The organism is Pseudomonas paraeruginosa PA7 (assembly GCF_000017205.1).
GTDB lineage: Bacteria > Pseudomonadota > Gammaproteobacteria > Pseudomonadales > Pseudomonadaceae > Pseudomonas > Pseudomonas paraeruginosa.
This window is the reverse complement of the sequence record NC_009656.1, coordinates 6287682-6305020: the sequence shown is the minus strand read 5'-3', so window position 1 is coordinate 6305020 and position 17339 is coordinate 6287682. Positions and strand designations below refer to the sequence as shown.

The following is a 17339-nucleotide window of genomic DNA, read 5'->3' as shown; positions in this document are numbered from 1 at the left end:
ATCAGTGGCTGCCGGAATGACCGAAGCCGCCGGCGCCGCGCTGGCTCTCGTCGAACTGCTCGACCAGCTCGAAATGCGCCTGCACCACCGGTACCAGCACCAACTGCGCGATGCGCTCGCCAACGGCGATGGTGAATGGCGACTCGCCGCGGTTCCAGCAGGACACCATCAGCTCGCCCTGGTAGTCGGAATCGATCAGACCGACCAGGTTGCCCAGCACGATGCCGTGCTTGTGGCCCAGGCCGGAGCGCGGCAGGACCAGGGCGGCGAGGCCCGGGTCGGCGATGTGGATGGACAGGCCGGTGGGGATCAGCAGGGTCTGACCCGGGCCGAGGACGGTGTCCTCCTCGAGCATGGCGCGCAGGTCCAGTCCGGCGGAGCCCGGCGTGGCGTATTGCGGCAGCGGGAAGTCGGTGCCCAGGCGGGGGTCGAGGATCTTGGCTTGGAGAGAGTGCATCGGTAACTCAGTTCTGGTTGAGGCGGTCGGCGATGAACCCGATCAGCTGGCGAGCGATCTTGCCCTTGCTGGTCTGGGCGAAGCTGCTCGGGTGCAGGTCGCGGTCGATCACCGTGATCGCGTTCTCGTCGCTGTTGAAGCCGATCGAGGGGTTGGCCACGTCGTTGGCGACGATCAGGTCGAGGTTCTTGTCCTTCAGCTTGCGTGCAGCGTAGTCCAGCAGGTTTTCGGTTTCCGCGGCGAAGCCCACGCTGAAGGGGCGATCCTCGCGCTGGGCGAGGGTAGCGAGGATGTCGGGATTGCGCACCAGCTGCAAGAGCAAGCCCTCACCGCTGGCAGGGTCTTTCTTCAGTTTGTGCGCGGCGACCACTTCCGGACGGTAGTCGGCGACCGCCGCGGAGGCGATCAGCAGGTCGCAGGGCATCGCCGCCTCGCAGGCGGCGAGCATGTCGCGGGCGCTGACCACGTCGACGCGCTGCACCCGGTCGGGGGTCGGCAGGTGTACCGGGCCGGTGACCAGGGTCACCCGCGCGCCGGCCTCCACCGCCGCTTCGGCGAGGGCGAAGCCCATCTTCCCGGAACTGTGGTTGGTGATGTAGCGCACCGGGTCGATGTTTTCCTGGGTCGGCCCGGCGGTGATCAGCACATGCACGCCGGTCAGCGTCTGGTGCTGGAAACAGTCGGCGGCGCGCTGCGCCAGCTCGTCGGCCTCGAGCATGCGGCCGAGGCCGACGTCGCCGCAGGCCTGGCTGCCCGCTGCCGGGCCGAACAGGTGGAAGCCGCGCTGGCGCAGCAGTTCGGCGTTGGCCTGGGTCGCGGTGTCGCGCCACATGGCCTGGTTCATCGCCGGCGCCAGGGCGATCTGCGCATCGGTGGCCAGCACCAGGGTGGTCAGCAGGTCGTTGGCCACGCCCTGGACCAGGCGCGCCATGAGGTCGGCGGTGGCCGGGGCGATGAGTACCAGGTCGGCCCAGCGGGCCAGTTCGATGTGGCCCATCGCGGCTTCCGCCGCCGGGTCCAGCAGGTCGGTGTGCACCGGGTGGCCGGACAGCGCCTGGAGGGTCAGGGGCGTGATGAACTCGCGGCCGCCCTGGGTCATCACCACTCGGACTTCAGCGCCCTGGTCGCGCAGGCGGCGGACCAGTTCGGCGCTCTTGTAGGCGGCAATGCCGCCGCCCACGCCGAGGACGATGCGTTTCCGATAGAGCCGCTGCATAGGCCTGCCTTAATAAGGAAATGGATGACATGCGCGTCGGCAGACGCGCCTCCCCAGGTCGTCTGCCGCGCAAAAAGGATGGGCTAAGATAGCACAGCGTCCGCACGGGAACAGCGGGCGGGCTCGATGGGGAAAGCGAATGAGCATCCGCGATTGGCCCGAGGCCGAACGGCCTCGGGAGAAGCTTCTGGAGCAGGGCGCGGCGACCCTGTCCGATGCCGAACTGCTGGCGATCTTCCTGCGCACCGGGGTCACCGGTTGCAGCGCGGTGGAGCTGGCGCGGCGCCTGCTGGGAGAGTTCGGCAGCCTGCGAGCGCTGCTCGAGTCCGACCTGGCGGCGTTCTGTGGCCATCTCGGGCTCGGCGTGGCGAAGTACGCGCAATTGCAGGCGGTGCTGGAGATGGGCCGCCGCCATCTGGCCGAGCGCCTGCGCCGCGACTCGGTACTGGAGAGCCCGCAGGCGGTGCGCGACTACCTCAAGGCGCGCCTGCGCCATGAGCAGCATGAGGTGTTCGCCTGCCTGTTCCTCGATACCCGGCACCGTGTCCTGGCCTTCGAGGTGCTGTTCCAGGGCAGCATCGACGGCGCCAGCGTCTACCCGCGACAGGTGGTCAAGCGCGCCCTGGCGCACAACGCGGCGGCGCTCATCCTCACCCACAACCATCCTTCCGGCGACGCCCGCCCGAGTCTCGCCGACCGCCAACTGACCGCGCGCCTCAAGGAAGCGCTGGCGCTGATCGATGTGCGGGTGCTCGACCACTTCATCATCGGCGACGGCGAACCCCTGTCGCTGGCCGAATACGGCTGGATGTGAGGCTCAGAAAAGGCGCCGCGCGATGCCCGCCAGCAGGCGCCGGCGGATCAGCCCGCTGACCGGTCGGATCGCCAGCCAGTAGGGAGTGAAGCGCAGGCGGCTGGCGCGGTCGGGACAGAACGTCCGGGTTTCCGTGTGCAACAGGGTAGCGCCGACGCTTCGCGCAGCGCGAGGAGGGCGCGCACCAGCGGGTCGTCGAAGCGCAGCAGGTCTTCCACCGCGTCGAGCAGTGCGTCGGCCGGCGCGTCGATCAGCCGCTGGTGGTGTTCGCTGAACTGCCAATGCGGCAGGTAGAGACGGTCGAGATCCATCGCTGGGCTCTCCCGGGCGTGGCCTTCAGCGTTTCACGGCGACCCGAGAGAAATCCTGGCGACCGAACGGATTGACCTGGTAGCCCTGCACCTCCTGGCGGGTCAGGGCGAAGGCGGTCGGGTGGGCCAGGGGCAGCCAGAGCGCCTGTTCGTGGATCAGTTTCTGCGCCTGGTGGTACAGGCCGGTGCGTTGCTCCTGGCTGCTGGCGGCCTTGCCGTCGGCAATCAGCTTGTCCAGGCCGGGGTCGCAATAGCGCGCGAAGTTGAGCCCGGACTTGACGCTGGCGCAGCTGAATTGCGGAGTGAGGAAGTTGTCCGGGTCGCCGTTGTCGCCGGCCCAGCCCATGAACAGCAGGTCATGCTCGCCGTTCTTGGCGCGGCGGATCAGCTCGCCCCACTCGATCACGCGGATGCTGGCCTTGATCCCGACCTCGGCCAGGTCGGACTGGAGCAGTTGCGCGCCGAGGCTCGGGTTGGGGTTGAGCAGGCTGCCGGAAGGGCGGGTCCAGATGTTCAGCTCGGCAAGCTGCTTGCCAGCCAGCAGCTTGCGCGCCTGTTCGGGGTCGTGCGGGTAGGCGAGAATATCCCTGGCATAGCCCCAGGTGTTCGGCGGATAGATGCCGGTGGCGGCGCTGGCGCTGCCCTCGAATACCGCCTGCAGGTAGCTGGCGCGGTCGAAGGCGAGGTTGATCGCCTGGCGCACCTCGGGATCGTCCAGTGGCGGATGCTGGGTATTGAGGGCGACGAAGGCGGTCATGAAGGCCGGCGTCTGCTCGACCTTCAGGCTGGCGTCCTTGCGCGCGCTCTCAACGTCCAGCGGCTTCGGCGACAGGGCGATCTGGCATTCGCCGCGGCGCAGCTTCTGCAGCCGCACGTTGGCGTCCGGGGTGATGGCGAAGATCAGCGCGTCGACCGCCGGCTTGCCGGCGAAGTACTCGGGATTGGCGGCGTAGCGCACCACCGCGTCCTTCTGGAAGCGCTTGAACACGAACGGGCCGCTGCCGATCGGCTGGGCGTTGAGCTTCTCCGGGGTTCCGGCCTTCATCAACTGGTCGGCGTACTCCGCCGAATAGATGGAGGCGAAGCCCATGCTCAGCATCGGCAGGAAGGTCGCGTCGGGGTGGTCGAGGACGAACAGCACCTGATGGTCGCCGCTTTTCTCCACTCGCTTGATCAACTGCGGCAACTGCATCGACTGGGCGTGCGGGAAGCCGTTCTGCGCCACCTTGTGCCAGGGATCGGCCGGGTCGAGCATGCGCTGGAAGCTGAATACCACGTCGTCGGCGTTCAGCGCGCGGCTCGGCTTGAAGTAGCCGGTGCGGTGGAAGCGCACGTCCTGGCGCAGGTCGAAGCGGTAGTTCAGGCCGTCGTCGGACACCGTCCAGCGTTCGGCCAGCGACGGCACCACCGCGCCCTTGCCGGCGTCGAACTCGACCAGGCGGTTCATCAGCACGTCGGCCGAGGCGTTGGTGGTGGTCAGCGAGTTGTACTGGACCACGTCGAAGCCTTCCGGGCTGGCTTCGGTGCACACGCTCAGGGCCGCTGCGGCGGCGGGTTGGGCGAACAGCAAGGGGGCGAGGAACAGGGAGAACGCGGCGAGGCGCATGACGGGCTCCATTCGAACGGTTAACATGCCCATCCGCAGCGGTTGGGCGCAGTCATGCAAGGCCGTTGGCGGCCTTGAGTCGCTACCCTAGACCATGCGGCGGGCAGCGACAACGAGGCAAGGCGACGAACGGCACCGGTGCGGACCCCGCACCGAGGCGGGCTGGGCCGCGCCATGGGGTGCTCACCCTTGCGGCGCGGGGCGCCTTTCTGATATAAAGCTGCGCTCTTTTCTGGGGCCACGCTCTCCTTCGTCGGGATGCAGCGGGTAAGACCCCGGTGAAACTGAGTATCGAACTTGAGTTAAAGCAGCCAACCCATGCCGGGTTGGGCATGAGGTTATAGAGGGCTGAGGCATGTCTAGAGTCTGTCAAGTAACCGGTAAGGGTCCGGTTACCGGGAATAACATTTCCCACGCACACAACAAAACCCGCCGCCGTTTCCTGCCGAACCTGCAGCACCACCGTTTCTGGGTCGAGTCCGAGAAGCGCTTCGTGCGTCTGCGCGTTTCCGCCAAGGGCATGCGTATCATCGACAAGCGTGGCATCGAGGCCGTCCTGGCTGACCTGCGTGCCCGCGGCGAAAAATTCTAAGGAGCTGAATCATGCGTGAATTGATTCGTCTGGTGTCCAGCGCCGGTACCGGCCACTTCTACACCACCGACAAGAACAAGCGTACCAAGCCTGAGAAGATCGAGATCAAGAAGTACGATCCGGTCGTTCGTCAGCACGTGATCTACAAGGAAGCCAAGATCAAGTAATTGATCCGGCACCTTGCGAAAAGCCCGCCTCCCGGCGGGCTTTTTCATTTCCGCGCGAATGCGGGCGCTCCGCGGCCGGCGCATAAAAAAGCCCGCCAGGCGGCGGGCAAGGGTAACAAGCATTCGGGGGGATGAAGCCGGGGCTCAGGCCTTGGCTTCGAAGATCACGTAGACCTTGCGACAGGCCTCGAGCACCTCCCAGGTGCCCTGGAAGCCGGCGGGGATCACGAAGCGGTCGCCGGCGCGCACGGTCTTGGCGTTGCCGTGGCGGTCGCGCAGCACCGAGACGCCCTGGAGGATCTCGCAGTATTCGTGCTCGGTGTAGTTCACCGTCCACTGGCCGACGGCACCCTCCCAGATGCCGGCGTTGAACTGCCCGCAGGGGCTGCCGTAGTGGTTGCGCACGCTCTGTTTCGGGTCGCCCTTGAGGACCTTTTCCGGCGCCGGGCTGTAGTGTTCCGGGGCGCTGTTGGCCTGGGCGAAGTCGACGATCTGTTCGATGTTCATGCTGACTCTCGGTTCTTGTGGTTCTGGCCAGGTTCTGGCCAGGTGCTGGCGGGACGGCGCCGGGCCGCCCGCCGGGGGTCAGGCGCTGGCGCGGATGGCCTGGGCCAGGCGCTCGACGATCTGGTCGATGTGGGCCCTGTCGATGATCAGCGGCGGCGACATGGCGATGATGTCGCCGGTCACCCGGACCATCAGGTCGTGCTCCCAGAAGCAGCGCTCGAAGACTTCGTAGCCGCGCTTGCCCGGCGCGTCCGCGTGCGGCGCCAGCTGCACGCCGCCGACCAGGCCGACGGCGCGGATGTCGGTCACGTTGGGCAGTTCGCGCAGGCTGAACAGGGCGTCCTGCCAGTAGCCTTCCAGTTCCACGGCTTGCTGGAACAGGTTGTCGCGGCGGTAGATGTCCAGGGTCGCCAGGGCGGCGGCGCAGGCCACCGGGTGGCCGGAATAGGTGTAGCCATGGAAGAACTCGATGGCGCCCTGCGGGCCCTGCATGAAGGCTTCGTGGATCTTCTCGTCGACGAACACAGCGCCCATCGGGATGCTGCCGTTGGTCAGGCCCTTGGCGCAGGTGAGGATGTCCGGGGTCACGCCCCAGCGCTGCGCGGCGAAAGCTTCGCCGACGCGGCCGAAGCCGGTGATCACTTCGTCGAAGATCAGCAGGATGCCGTGCTTGCGGGTGATCTCGCGCAGTCGCTGCAGGTAGCCCTTGGGCGGCAGCACTACGCCGGCCGAACCGGACATCGGCTCGACGATCACCGCGGCGATGTTCTCGGCGCCATGCAGGGTCACCAGGCGCTCCAGCTCCTCGGCCTTTTCCGCGCCATGCTCGGGCAGGCCGACGGTGAAGGCGTTGCGGGTGACATCGAGGGTATGCGGCAGGTGGTCGACCCCTGGCAGCAGGTTGGCGGAGAAGGCCTTGCGGTTGTTGACCATGCCGCCCACCGACAGGCCGCCGAAGCCTACCCCGTGGTAGCCCAGCTCGCGGCCGATCAGGCGGGTGCGGGTACCCTGGCCGATGGCGCGCTGGTAGGCGAGGGCGACCTTCAGCGCGGTGTCCGCCGACTCCGAGCCGGAGTTGGTGAAGAACACCTTGTTCAGTCCTTGCGGGGCGATTTCCGCCAGTCGCGCGGCGAGTTCGAAGGGCAGCGGGTGGCCCATCTGGAACGGCGGGGCGTAGTCGAGGCTGGCGATTTGCCGGGCCACCGCCTTGCTGATCTCGCGCCGGCCGTGGCCGGCGTTGCAGCACCAGAGGCCGGCGGTGCCGTCGAGGATACGGCGCCCGCCCTGGGCGATGTAGTGGATGCCTTCGGCGCTTTCCAGCAGGCGCGGCCGCGCCTTGAACTGGCGGTTGGCGGTGAAGGGCATCCAGAAGTTGTCGAGGCTGCTCGACTGCGGCTCGTTATTCATTGTCATAGGCCACCCAGGTTGCACGCGAGGGATGAAGACGCTGGTCCGGGCGAGTCTATGTTTAAAATAATGAACGTGACAAGGGATCCAGAGGGGTTCCTGTCAAATATATTGAAAACAGGCGCTGCTCTGGTTTAGGGTGGCGGACACCACGGGCCGCGCGCCCGCCTTGCAGAATCTGACAGCGCGCCTGTCTCCCAGGCGCCCAGAACACCAATAAGAGGACACGTTGTCATGACCACCCTGACCCGCGCCGACTGGGAAGCCCGCGCCAAAGACCTGAAGATCGAAGGCCGCGCCTTCGTCAACGGCGAATACAGCGACGCCGCCTCCGGCGAGACCTTCGATTGCCTCAGCCCGGTGGACGGTCGCTTCCTCGCCAAGGTCGCCAGTTGCGACCTGGCCGATGCCGAACAGGCGGTCAAGGTCGCCCGCAATGCCTTCGATTCCGGCGCCTGGTCGCGCCTGGCTCCGGCCAAGCGCAAGCAGACGATGATCCGCTTCGCCGACCTGCTGCTGGAGAACGCCGAAGAGCTGGCCCTGCTGGAAACCCTGGACATGGGCAAGCCGATCAGCGACTCGCTGCACATCGACGTCGCCAGCGCCGCCAACAGCCTGCGCTGGAGCGCCGAGGCGATCGACAAGATCTACGACGAGGTCGCCGCCACTCCCCATGCCGAGCTGGGTCTGGTGACCCGCGAGCCGGTCGGCGTGGTCGCCGCCATCGTGCCGTGGAACTTCCCGCTGCTGATGTCCTGCTGGAAACTCGGCCCGGCCCTGGCCACCGGCAACTCGGTGATCCTCAAGCCCTCCGAGAAGTCGCCGCTGACCGCCATCCGCATCGCCCAGCTGGCCGTCGAGGCCGGTATTCCGAAAGGCGTGTTCAACGTGCTGCCGGGCTATGGCCACACGGTAGGCAAGGCGCTGGCATTGCACATGGATGTCGACACCCTGGTGTTCACCGGTTCGACCAAGATCGCCAAGCAACTGATGGTCTATGCCGGCGAGTCGAACATGAAGCGCGTCTGGCTGGAGGCCGGCGGCAAGAGCCCGAACATCGTCTTCGCCGACGCCCCGGACCTGAAGGCCGCCGCCGAAGCCGCTGCCGGCGCCATCGCCTTCAACCAGGGCGAAGTCTGCACCGCCGGTTCGCGCCTGCTGGTGGAGCGCTCCATCAAGGACAAATTCCTGCCCCTGGTGATCGAAGCCCTCAAGGGCTGGAAGCCGGGCAACCCGCTAGATCCGGAAACCAACGTCGGCGCGCTGGTGGACACCCAGCAGATGAACACCGTGCTGTCCTACATCGAGGCCGGTCACAACGACGGCGCCAAGCTGGTCGCCGGCGGCAAGCGGACCCTGGAGGAAACCGGCGGCACCTACGTCGAGCCGACCATCTTCGACGGCGTGACCAATGCGATGAAGATCGCCCGCGAGGAAATCTTCGGCCCGGTGCTCTCGGTGATCGAGTTCGAGGATGCCGAGGAAGCCGTGCGCATCGCCAACGACACGCCCTACGGGCTGGCGGCGGCGGTCTGGACCAGCAACCTGTCCAAGGCGCACCTGACCGCCAAGGCCCTGCGCGCCGGCAGCGTCTGGGTCAACCAGTACGACGGGGGCGACATGACCGCTCCGTTCGGCGGCTTCAAGCAGTCGGGCAACGGTCGCGACAAGTCGCTGCACGCCTTCGACAAGTACACCGAGCTGAAGGCGACCTGGATCAAGCTCTGATCGCCTGGGTCGGCCCTTCCGGGCCGGCTCCCTCGAGCCACACCCGCGGCCGGGTTTCCTTCTGGAAGCCCGGCCGCTGTGCTTCGTGCGCCGGATATATCCGCTCGCCCCGGCAAGGCTTCCGGGGTGCCAACGGGAGAATCGCAATGCGTTGGGGAAGCTATTTCGCCGTCTGTTCCGCAGTCATCAGCATCGGCCTCGCCCTTGGCCTGACCATGCCGCTGGTCTCGTTGCGCCTGGAGGGCTGGGGCTACGGCAGTTTCGCCATCGGCGTGATGGCCAGCACACCGGCGCTGGGGGTGCTGCTCGGCGCGATGATCGCCGGGCGCCTCGCCGCGCGCGTCGGCACGCCACGGCTGATGCAACTGTGCCTGCTCACCGGCGCAGCCTCCATCGGCCTGCTGGCGCTGCTACAGAGCTATCCCGTATGGCTGTTGTTGCGCCTGCTGATCGGCGTGCAGCTCACCGTGGTGTTCATCCTCGGGGAAAGCTGGATCAACCAGCTGGCGGTGGAGAAGTGGCGCGGCCGGCTGGTCGCGCTGTACGGCACCGGTTACGCCCTGAGCCAACTGTCCGGCCCGGTGCTGCTGACCTTCATCGGCACCGCCGACGACCGCGGCTTCTGGTTCGGTGTGTGCCTGCTGGTCGGCGGCTCGCTGTTGCTGCTGGGGCGCGGCGGGGCGCCCAGGGTCGATCCGCACAGCGCCTCCGGGCGTGGCCTGTGGGCCTTCTGCCGGGGTTTGCCGGCGATCGCCTGGGCGGTGGTGCTGTTCGCCGCCTTCGAGGCGATGATCCTCACCCTGCTGCCGGTCTACGGCTTGCGCCAGGGCTTTGCGCAAGCGGTGGCGCTGGCCATGGTCAGCACCGTGGTGGTGGGCGACGCCCTGCTGCAACTGCCGATCGGCTGGCTCGCCGACCGTGTCTCGCGCAGCGGCCTGTTCGGCGGCTGCGGCCTGGTGTTGCTGCTCAGCAGCCTGGCGATCCCGCTGCTGCTGCACACGCCGTTGATCTGGCCGTTGCTGGTGCTGTTCGGCGCCAGCGCCGGCGGGTTGTTCACCCTGGCGCTGATCCTGATCGGCGAACGCTACCGCGACGATGCCCTGGTCCGTGCCAATGCCCATGTCGCCCAGCTATGGGGGATCGGCTGCCTGCTCGGACCGCTGGCCACCGGCGCCGCCAGCCAGTGGATCAGCGGTCACGCCCTGCCGTTGATGATGGCGCTGGGCGCGGCGGGCTTCGTGGTGCTGGTGCGGCTGCGCGGGGCGATCCCGGCGGAGGATGGAGCGAGCGGGCTGGAAGCGTCGGAGTGATCCTCAGAGCATCTTCTCCAGCCCGATCATTTCCGCGACCCAGGCATTCAGCCGTCGCCACAGGCTGCCCGGCTCATGCCGCAGGACCTGGGTCCGTCCGTCACGCTCGTCGACCCAGACCAGCTTCGGCCGGCTGCCGCTGCGGTCGATCCGCACCTGGTAGCTGACGCTGGGCGCCATGCCGTCCAGCGCCAGCCGGCGAACCTGTTCGGCCAGCAGCGGACTGTCGACGATGACCCCGACCTCGGTATTCCACAGTATCGAGCGCGGATCGAAGTTGAACGAACCGATGAACACCTTGCGCCGGTCGAAGACCATCGCCTTGCTGTGCAGGCTGGCGCTGCTCGACGCGTGCAGCCGCCAGGGCGCGCCGCTCAGTGGCTGGTCGGGTTTGGCGCGCAGTTCATACAGCTTCACCCCATGCTCCAGCAATGCCATCCGGTAGGGCGCGTAGCCGGCGTGCACGGCCGGTACGTCGGTGGCTTCCAGGGAGTTGGTCAGCAGGCGCACGCGCACGCCGCTGTCGGCCTTGCCGGTGAGATAGCCGAGCCCCTCCCTGGCCGGGACGAAGTAGGCCGAAACCAGGATCAGTTCCTTTTGCACACCCTGGAACAGGCCCGCCAGGTGCGGGCTGAGCAGCAGGTGCGGGTCGGGTTCGCCGCGGCTGAGCACCTTCAGCGGCGCGTCCCAGATCGCCTCGGCGCGCGCCCAGGTCAGGTTCTCCAGCCAGTTGCCCAGGCGGGGCTGGTCGGCGCGGTCGAACAGGTGGCGGATGTAGCCCGACTCCTTGACCGACTCCTTGCGCAGGTAGCGCTGCAGGCCGCGCCGCGCCGAGTCCAGCTCGCCGGGATAGGGCGCGCGCCAGAGGAAGTCCTCGATCGGCCGGCTGATGGCGCTGTTCCAGTACTGGTCGAAGCTGTGCGAGAGCTGGTTGGCGATCGGGCCGACGCCGAGCAGGTCGAGGTCGGTGAAATTCATCTCCGGCTTGGCGTTGAAATACTCGTCGCCGAGGTTGCGGCCGCCGACGATGGCCGCCGTGCCGTCGGCCAGCCACAGTTTGTTGTGCATGCGCCGGTGCTGCTGGGAAAGATTGAACAGCCGGCCGACGCCGCGCGTGATGCCGGTGGCGCGGCCCAGGTGCAGCGGATTGAACAGGCGCACCTGGATGTTCGGGTGGGCGGAGAGTACGCCGATCTCGTAGTCCCAGCCGTCGCTGGCGGTGTCGTCGATCAGGATGCGCACCCGCACGCCGCGGTCGGCGGCTTTCAGCAACTCGTAGGCGAGGGCCCGGGTGGTCAGCCCGTCGTGGACGATGTAGTACTGGATGTCCAGGCTGCGCTGTGCCGCGCGGATCAGCGCGGCACGGGCGACGAAGGCGTCCTCGCTGGCGCCGAGCAGGTGGAAGCCCGACTGGCCGGGGTGGTCGCGGCCCTGGATCGCGGCCTGCCTGGCCAGCCAGGTACCCTCGGCGGGCAGTGCCGACGACGGTTGCGGCGGGGGTGCGCTGGCACAGCCGGCGAGAGCCAGGAAGGCCAGCAGGAGTAATCGGCGCAGCAAGGACATCTCCCGTGGAAGCTCGGTCGTCCGGTCGTTACCGGTGGTGCGAATTCTAGGAGTTTTCCCCGGAAGAGCGATGCGCCGCCTGATTTTTTCAGAATCCACCGAGCCTCGGGCGGGTTCAGCTCCCGAGTTTTTCCTTCAGCCGGTACCAGGCCATGCCCAGCGCCAGCAGCGGCGAGCGCAGCAGCTTGCCGCCGGGGAAGGTGATGTGCGGCACCCTGGCGAACAGATCGAAGCCGTCGCTGTGCTGGCCACTGATGGCCTCGGCGAGCAACTGCCCGGCCAGGTGCGTGGCGTTCACCCCGTGTCCGGAATAGGCCTGGGCGAAGTACACGTTGGGTTGCCCCGGCAGGCGGCCGATCTGCGGCAGGCGGTTGGCGCCGATGCCGATCATGCCGCCCCACTGGTAGTCGATGCGGACGTTCGCCAGTTGCGGGAATACTTCCAGCATCTTCGGCCGCATGTAGGCGGCGATGTCGTTGGGGTCGCGTCCCGAGTAATGGCAGGCGCCACCGAACAGCAGGCGGTTGTCGGCGGAAAGGCGGTAGTAGTCGAGGGCCACGCGCTGGTCGCAGACCGCCATGTTCTGCGGCAGCAGCTGGCGCGCCAGCGCCTCGTCCAGCGGTTCGGTGGCGATCACGTAGCTGCCGGCCGGTAGCACCTTGCCGCCGAGCAGCGGGTTGAGGTCGTTCATGTAGGCGTTGCAGCCCAGCACCAGGGTCTTCGCCCGCACCCTGCCGGTGGCGGTGTGCACCTGGACTTCCGGGCCGTAGTCGATGCGCGTCACCGGCGACTGTTCATGCAGGCGCACGCCCAGTGCCTGCGCCGCGGCGGCTTCGCCGAGCACCAGGTTGAGCGGGTGCAGGTGGCCGGAGCCCATGTCGACCAGGCCGCCGACGTAGCGGTCGGAGCCGACCACGCTGCGCATCTCCGCGGCCGGGACCAGACGCATCTCATGGCGGTAGCCGAGGCCCTGGAGCTCTTCCATGTCCTCGCGGAAGCCCTGGTAGTCGCCGGGCTTGTTCGCCAGGTCGCAATAGCCCCAGCGCAGGTCGCAATCGATGGCGTACTGCTCGACCCGGCGACGGACGATCTCCACCGCCTCCAGCCCCATCAGCTTGAGTGCCTTCACGCCGTCGGCGCCGATTACCGGAAGGAACTGCTCGACGTCATGGCCGACGCCACGGATCAACTGGCCGCCATTGCGCCCGCTGGCGCCCCAGCCGATCCGGTGCGCTTCCAGCAGGACCACGGAGAAGCCGCGCTGGGCCAGTTCCAGTGCTGTATTCACCCCCGAGAAGCCGCCGCCGACGACGCACACGTCGGCCTGCTCTTCGCCGGCCAGGGGAGGGCACTCGATGCGTCGGTTGAGCGTGGCGGCGTAGTAGGAGGGGGCGTGTTGGGCGCTATGCACCGGCTGGTGAACGCGGGCGTTCATGTGCGGAATCCTGATTATTATGTTTGGAAAATTTGACGGAGCATAAACGTCAGTCGAGGCGCTCGCCAAGGGCGAAAAAGGAAAAAACTGCGAGGTGTTGCCGGGATCGTGTGCGGAAACGACGGTGTTTCCCGTCTATGCCGGGAGTCCTGGCGGACTCCCGGAAAGCGTCGCGGGTCAATCCGGAACCGGTAGGTCGAGCGACTCCTTGACCTCTTCCATGACGATATAGCTCTTCGACTCGCGAACGTGCGGCAGTTTCAGCAGGATGTCGCCGAGCAGCTTGCGGTAGGAAGCCATTTCCGAGATGCGCGCCTTGACCAGGTAGTCGAAGTGGCCGGACACCAGGTGGCACTCCAGCACGTGCGGTAGCTTGAGCACCGCCCGGCGAAACTCTTCGAAGGTATCGCCGGACTTGTAGTCCAGGCTGATCTCGACGAACACCAGCAGGCTGGCCTTCAGGTGCTGTGGGTTGAGCCGGGCGTGGTAGCCCATGATCAGGCCTTCGCGCTCCAGGCGGCGCACACGCTCGGTGCAGGGGGTGGTCGAAAGGCCGACGCGTTCGCCCAGCTCGGTGAAGGAAATGCGCCCTTCCTCCTGCAGGATGCGGAGGATGTTGCGGTCGATCTTGTCCAGCTCGCGCTTGCTCTGATGCTGGGTACGCATGGATGGAGGCTCCCCGTCTGGCTCGGAAAATCCGGAAATTTTCCGCCAATATAACGTTGAAAGCAGGGAAAAACACTGGCTGGGGAAAACGCCTTGATCTTGCGCGAGGGCCCCGCCACCCTTCCCCGGGTCGGCAACGGACAGAGGTAGGACATGCGTTTGCGCAGAAGGACGACGTTGCTGTTGGTAGTTGCAGCGCTGTTGCTGCTGGCGTTCGGCTATGGCTGGCATGCCTGGCGCAGCCTGCTGCGCGAGCAGGGTGTCGAGCGCCTGGAGTGGCAAGGCCTGGGCCTGTCCGCCGAAGGCATCGGGCTGCGACGGCTGGCGCTGGAGCGGCGCGGCGCGGATGGCGCCAGCCTGCGACTGGACGTGGAACACGCGCTGCTGCGCTGGCCCGGGCTGTCGGGTTGGCGCCCGCGCCTACCCGGCCTGCGCGTGGAGCAAGTGGCGCTCGCCTGGCAACCGGCCGCCGCGAGTTCCGACGATGATTCGGCTGCGCTGGACTGGACGTCCCTGCGCGAAACCCTCGCCTGGCTGCCGGAACAGATCCACCTCGAACGCTTCCATCTCGACCTGCCTTGTCCCGCCGGCCGCTGCGAGCAGCAAGGCGGGCTGGACATCGGCCGCCCGCCGGGAGCGCTGTTTCCGCTGGCCGCGCAGCTGCGCCTGCAACAGGAGGCACAGCAGGCCCAGCTTGACGCCCAGCTCTTCGAGGAGCCTGCCGGCTGGCGCCTGCGGGGGCGCGCGCAACTCGACCGGCAGGCGCTGCTGACGCTGGATAGCCAGCTCGCGCCAGCCGACGGCGACGGCCTCTGGCAGGGACGCCTGGAGGCGCCCGGTCTGCCGGACACCCGTGGCCTGGTGGCCTGGCTCAATCGCTGGCTGCCGGAGGCGCAGCGCCTGCCCGACGCACCGCAGGCCCTGCGCCTGCAGGCGGACTGGACGATCCGCCTGGCGCCTGGCAGCGACTGGCTGGAGCCTCGCCGGGTGCTCGACGGCGGTGGCTCGGCGGCGCTGCAGGTGCAGGCTCCGCAGGCCTGGCCGCTGCCCGGGCTGGGCAATGTACAGGGCGAACTGCAAGTCCAGCTGGATGGCGACGGCGGCGCCTGGCTGCCACGCCAGTTGCGCAGCGACTTGCGCCTGAGCCAACTGCACGGCGACTGGTTGCGGGCGCTGCCGGCCGAGCTGCGGCCGAGCGCGCTGGGCGTGCGCAGCGAACCGCTGGAGCGCGATGCGGATAGCGTCACGGCGCTGCGCCTGGCGCTTGCCAGCGAAGGCGCGAGTACGCTGAAGCTGGAGACACGTGTCGACCTGCTGGGCATCTCGCCCTGGGCCGCCAGGCTGGTGGAGGGCCGCTTGCAGGTGGATGTGCCGCGCCTGCAATACCAGGGCTGGAAAGCCGAGCGACTGGTCGCGGAGATTCCCCTGGAGGGCCGGCTGGACGGGCAGCGCGCCAACCTCTCCTTCGGCAAGGGCGCGCGGTTGCAGGCGGTGTCCCTGGCCGAGCCGTCGACGCTGCACCTTGGCCAGCCCCGCCTCGACCTCGCCGGGACCGCTCTCGAACTCGCCTACCAGCCGCTGGCGCTGCACGTCGCCGGGCCGCTGCAGGCGCAGGTTGGACAACTGCGCCAGGCCAACCTCAAGCCGTTGGCCTGGACCTTCAAGGGGCCGTTCGATACCACCCTCGAGCGCACCAGCCTGAAGGGACGGCTGAGCAATGGCGCGGGGCTGGCGGCGGACATCCAGCTGCAGCGCGACGCGAAGACGCCCCTGGCCCTCTCCGCCAGGCTGGCCGAGGTGTTCTTCCGTACCGGCAATCCCCTGGCCGCGACCCTCGCCGACTGGCCGGGGCTGCTCGAACTGGGCAATGGGCGCGCGATCGCCACGGCCGGCTGGAAGCTCGATGCGGCGGGCGCCTCGTCCCTCGACCTGGACCTGACCCTGAAAGGCCTCGACGGCATCTACGACCGCAGCGAGCTGAAGGGCCTGGGCGGCAGCCTGGCCTTGCGCCTGCGCGGCGCCCGGTTGAGCCTGGACAGCCCCGGCCTGAGCCTGGCCGAGGCCAATCCCGGCCTGCCGCTGGGACCGGTGAGTTTCCGCGGGCGCTATGAGGCCCCGCTTTCCGCGCCGGGCAGCGGCCGTTTGAGCTGGCAGACGTTGCAGAGCGGCCTGTTCGGCGGGCAGGCGTCGGTCCCCGCGGGAAGCATCCGCCTGGGTCAGGCCGAGCAGAAATTCGCCCTGCGCCTGCAGGGTATACAACTCGGCGAGATTTTCCGGGTCTATCCGGCGGAGGGACTGGCCGGCGAGGGCACCCTGGACGGCGAGCTGCCGTTGATGCTCAACCGCTGGAAACCGAGCGTCGCCAGTGGCCAGGTCAAGGCCCGCGAGCCTGGCTTCCTGCGCTTCCGCTCGGCGAAGATCGAGGCACTGGGGCGCAGCAACCCGGGGATGAAACTGGTCGCCGACGCCCTCGACGACTTCCACTATGACGTGCTGCAAAGCAGCGTCGATTATCATGAGAACGGCAAGCTGCTGCTCGGCCTGCGTTTGCAGGGTAGCAACCCGGACCTGGAGAAGGGGCGTCCGGTCAACCTCAACGTCAACCTGGAAGAGGATATCCCGGCATTGCTGACCAGCCTGCAACTGAGCGACCGGGTCAGCGAAACCATTCGCCAACGTGTGCAGGAGCGCATGCAGAAACGCAAGGCTTCGGCGCCATGAGCCACTCAGGAGAACCCCGATGCGCCTGTGTGCTTTATTCGCTGTCCTGCTGCTGGGCAGCCTGACGATGGCCTGCACGCCCACCGTGCAGCTGGCGGCTCCCAGCGAGCCGATCAACATCAATCTCAACGTGAAAATCGAGCACGAGATCTACATCAAGGTCGATAAGGCTCTGGACGGCATCATCAACGAGAACAGCGGCCTGTTCTAAAGGAGCGGATCCATGACAACCCGTAGCAAACTCGGTATCGCCCTGCTGGCCCTCGGCATCAGCCTTTCCGCCATGGCGATGGACCTCGGCCAGGCCATGTCGGCCCTTGGCGGCGCCAAGGCCCAGGGCCTGGTCGGCGAGCAGGCGGACGGTTACCTTGGCGTGGTCAGCAACAGCGGCCAGGCGGCGGACATCGCCGCGCAGATCAATGCCGCGCGCCGCGCCGAATACCAGAAGGTGGCCAACAGCAGCGGCGCTTCGCTGGCCGACGTGGAGGCCATGGCCGGCAAGAAGGCGATGGAGAAAACCCCTGCCGGGCAGTACGTCCAGGTTGGCGGAAAATGGGTGAAGAAATAGCGCGGAGGCTCCGCGAGCGCTCTGGAACGCTGCTCCGGTCGCAAAGGCCGGGCGGCGTCCGCGGGATTTTCCCTGCCGCGAGCGGTTCCCCCAGGGACTCCTGTCGTTTTCCAGGGTTTCTGCGGCAGGCTTTCCCGAAAAAGCCGCTCCAGGCCTGAAGGCTTTCATTTAAATATGCGGTATTTTTCCGATTTTATGGTGGATGCGCCTCGGTAAAACCCCTCCTTGTCCGGTTTTTTACCTGAGTATCCTCCTAAAATCGGTGATTATT

The 17339-nt window shown here is 67.3% G+C and carries 17 protein-coding genes; 8 read left to right on the top strand and 9 right to left on the bottom strand.

Annotation, left to right across the window (positions count from 1 at the left end):
- Position 1: 1 nt before the first annotated feature.
- Positions 2-457 carry a dUTP diphosphatase gene (dut, locus tag PSPA7_RS29080; protein WP_003156469.1) on the bottom strand — a complete coding sequence of 152 codons (456 nt, stop codon included), beginning with the start codon at positions 455-457 and terminating at the stop codon, positions 2-4.
- 7 nt (positions 458-464) lie between these two features.
- Complete coding sequence (gene coaBC, locus PSPA7_RS29075) at positions 465-1673, bottom strand: bifunctional phosphopantothenoylcysteine decarboxylase/phosphopantothenate--cysteine ligase CoaBC (RefSeq protein WP_012077934.1); 1209 nt, start codon at positions 1671-1673, stop codon at positions 465-467.
- A gap of 139 nt (positions 1674-1812) precedes the next feature.
- On the opposite strand from coaBC, the gene radC reads away from it, so the two are divergent.
- A complete protein-coding gene (radC, locus tag PSPA7_RS29070) occupies positions 1813-2487 on the top strand; it encodes a RadC family protein (protein WP_012077933.1) in 675 nt (224 codons plus the stop codon).
- Positions 2488-2534: 47 nt separating this feature from the next.
- On the opposite strand, the gene PSPA7_RS32575 is transcribed toward radC, so the two are convergent.
- Positions 2535-2798 (bottom strand): hypothetical protein, encoded by a 264-nt coding sequence (locus PSPA7_RS32575; RefSeq protein ID WP_003156474.1) that lies wholly within the window; start codon positions 2796-2798, stop codon positions 2535-2537.
- 25 nt (positions 2799-2823) lie between these two features.
- Entirely contained in the window at positions 2824-4404 is a 1581-nt protein-coding gene (locus tag PSPA7_RS29065) for an ABC transporter substrate-binding protein (RefSeq protein WP_012077932.1), read from the bottom strand.
- Between the two features lie 355 nt (positions 4405-4759).
- Here PSPA7_RS29065 and rpmB point away from each other — a divergent pair, with 355 nt between their 5' ends.
- Both rpmB and rpmG read left to right on the top strand, forming a co-directional pair.
- On the top strand, positions 4760-4996 hold the full coding sequence (rpmB, locus tag PSPA7_RS29060) for a 50S ribosomal protein L28 (protein WP_003096556.1): 237 nt from the start codon (positions 4760-4762) through the stop codon (positions 4994-4996).
- 11 nt (positions 4997-5007) lie between these two features.
- Complete coding sequence (rpmG, locus tag PSPA7_RS29055) at positions 5008-5163, top strand: 50S ribosomal protein L33 (RefSeq protein ID WP_003096555.1); 156 nt, start codon at positions 5008-5010, stop codon at positions 5161-5163.
- Between the two features lie 144 nt (positions 5164-5307).
- Here the strand turns inward: rpmG and PSPA7_RS29050 are convergent, their stop codons facing one another.
- Both PSPA7_RS29050 and aptA read right to left on the bottom strand, forming a co-directional pair.
- The gene (locus PSPA7_RS29050) at positions 5308-5670 is read right to left on the bottom strand and encodes a cupin domain-containing protein (protein WP_012077931.1); all 363 of its coding nucleotides are present in this window, start codon (positions 5668-5670) and stop codon (positions 5308-5310) included.
- Between the two features lie 78 nt (positions 5671-5748).
- Complete coding sequence (aptA, locus tag PSPA7_RS29045; protein ID WP_012077930.1) at positions 5749-7083, bottom strand: omega-aminotransferase AptA; 1335 nt, start codon at positions 7081-7083, stop codon at positions 5749-5751.
- A 228-nt stretch (positions 7084-7311) separates the two neighbouring features.
- Here aptA and PSPA7_RS29040 point away from each other — a divergent pair, with 228 nt between their 5' ends.
- Both PSPA7_RS29040 and PSPA7_RS29035 read left to right on the top strand, forming a co-directional pair.
- Positions 7312-8805: an aldehyde dehydrogenase gene (locus tag PSPA7_RS29040; protein ID WP_012077928.1), complete on the top strand. Its 1494-nt coding sequence runs from the start codon at positions 7312-7314 to the stop codon at positions 8803-8805.
- Between the two features lie 146 nt (positions 8806-8951).
- Positions 8952-10115: an MFS transporter gene (locus PSPA7_RS29035; RefSeq protein WP_012077927.1), complete on the top strand. Its 1164-nt coding sequence runs from the start codon at positions 8952-8954 to the stop codon at positions 10113-10115.
- 3 nt (positions 10116-10118) lie between these two features.
- Here PSPA7_RS29035 and PSPA7_RS29030 read toward each other — a convergent pair whose 3' ends face one another.
- From PSPA7_RS29030 to dadR, 3 genes are all read right to left on the bottom strand, one after another.
- A complete protein-coding gene (locus PSPA7_RS29030; protein WP_041025437.1) occupies positions 10119-11678 on the bottom strand; it encodes a phospholipase D family protein in 1560 nt (519 codons plus the stop codon).
- Between the two features lie 115 nt (positions 11679-11793).
- Positions 11794-13113 (bottom strand): NAD(P)/FAD-dependent oxidoreductase, encoded by a 1320-nt coding sequence (locus tag PSPA7_RS29025; protein ID WP_012077925.1) that lies wholly within the window; start codon positions 13111-13113, stop codon positions 11794-11796.
- Between the two features lie 177 nt (positions 13114-13290).
- Entirely contained in the window at positions 13291-13779 is a 489-nt protein-coding gene (gene dadR / locus PSPA7_RS29020; protein ID WP_003096535.1) for a transcriptional regulator DadR, read from the bottom strand.
- A gap of 153 nt (positions 13780-13932) precedes the next feature.
- On the opposite strand from dadR, the gene PSPA7_RS29015 reads away from it, so the two are divergent.
- Genes PSPA7_RS29015 through PSPA7_RS29005 form a run of 3 tightly spaced genes read left to right on the top strand, consistent with a single transcriptional unit; the run spans position 13933 to position 17068 of the window.
- A complete protein-coding gene (locus PSPA7_RS29015; RefSeq protein ID WP_041025436.1) occupies positions 13933-16500 on the top strand; it encodes an intermembrane phospholipid transport YdbH family protein in 2568 nt (855 codons plus the stop codon).
- A gap of 19 nt (positions 16501-16519) precedes the next feature.
- Entirely contained in the window at positions 16520-16711 is a 192-nt protein-coding gene (locus PSPA7_RS29010) for a YnbE family lipoprotein (protein WP_003096523.1), read from the top strand.
- 12 nt (positions 16712-16723) lie between these two features.
- A complete protein-coding gene (locus tag PSPA7_RS29005; RefSeq protein ID WP_003096521.1) occupies positions 16724-17068 on the top strand; it encodes a YdbL family probable chaperone protein in 345 nt (114 codons plus the stop codon).
- Positions 17069-17339 lie beyond the last annotated feature (271 nt).

Excerpts from the sequence above, each read along its gene's own strand:
- dut (WP_003156469.1), bottom strand. The coding sequence starts at position 457 with ATGCACTCTCTCCAAGCCAAGATCCTCGACCCCCGCCTGGGCACCGAC.
- coaBC (WP_012077934.1), bottom strand. The coding sequence starts at position 1,673 with ATGCAGCGGCTCTATCGGAAACGCATCGTCCTCGGCGTGGGCGGCGGC.
- radC (WP_012077933.1), top strand. The coding sequence starts at position 1,813 with ATGAGCATCCGCGATTGGCCCGAGGCCGAACGGCCTCGGGAGAAGCTT.
- PSPA7_RS32575 (WP_003156474.1), bottom strand. The coding sequence starts at position 2,798 with ATGGATCTCGACCGTCTCTACCTGCCGCATTGGCAGTTCAGCGAACAC.
- PSPA7_RS29065 (WP_012077932.1), bottom strand. The coding sequence starts at position 4,404 with ATGCGCCTCGCCGCGTTCTCCCTGTTCCTCGCCCCCTTGCTGTTCGCC.
- rpmB (WP_003096556.1), top strand. The coding sequence starts at position 4,760 with ATGTCTAGAGTCTGTCAAGTAACCGGTAAGGGTCCGGTTACCGGGAAT.
- rpmG (WP_003096555.1), top strand. The coding sequence starts at position 5,008 with ATGCGTGAATTGATTCGTCTGGTGTCCAGCGCCGGTACCGGCCACTTC.
- PSPA7_RS29050 (WP_012077931.1), bottom strand. The coding sequence starts at position 5,670 with ATGAACATCGAACAGATCGTCGACTTCGCCCAGGCCAACAGCGCCCCG.
- aptA (WP_012077930.1), bottom strand. The coding sequence starts at position 7,083 with ATGACAATGAATAACGAGCCGCAGTCGAGCAGCCTCGACAACTTCTGG.
- PSPA7_RS29040 (WP_012077928.1), top strand. The coding sequence starts at position 7,312 with ATGACCACCCTGACCCGCGCCGACTGGGAAGCCCGCGCCAAAGACCTG.
- PSPA7_RS29035 (WP_012077927.1), top strand. The coding sequence starts at position 8,952 with ATGCGTTGGGGAAGCTATTTCGCCGTCTGTTCCGCAGTCATCAGCATC.
- PSPA7_RS29030 (WP_041025437.1), bottom strand. The coding sequence starts at position 11,678 with ATGTCCTTGCTGCGCCGATTACTCCTGCTGGCCTTCCTGGCTCTCGCC.
- PSPA7_RS29025 (WP_012077925.1), bottom strand. The coding sequence starts at position 13,113 with ATGAACGCCCGCGTTCACCAGCCGGTGCATAGCGCCCAACACGCCCCC.
- dadR (WP_003096535.1), bottom strand. The coding sequence starts at position 13,779 with ATGCGTACCCAGCATCAGAGCAAGCGCGAGCTGGACAAGATCGACCGC.
- PSPA7_RS29015 (WP_041025436.1), top strand. The coding sequence starts at position 13,933 with ATGCGTTTGCGCAGAAGGACGACGTTGCTGTTGGTAGTTGCAGCGCTG.
- PSPA7_RS29010 (WP_003096523.1), top strand. The coding sequence starts at position 16,520 with ATGCGCCTGTGTGCTTTATTCGCTGTCCTGCTGCTGGGCAGCCTGACG.
- PSPA7_RS29005 (WP_003096521.1), top strand. The coding sequence starts at position 16,724 with ATGACAACCCGTAGCAAACTCGGTATCGCCCTGCTGGCCCTCGGCATC.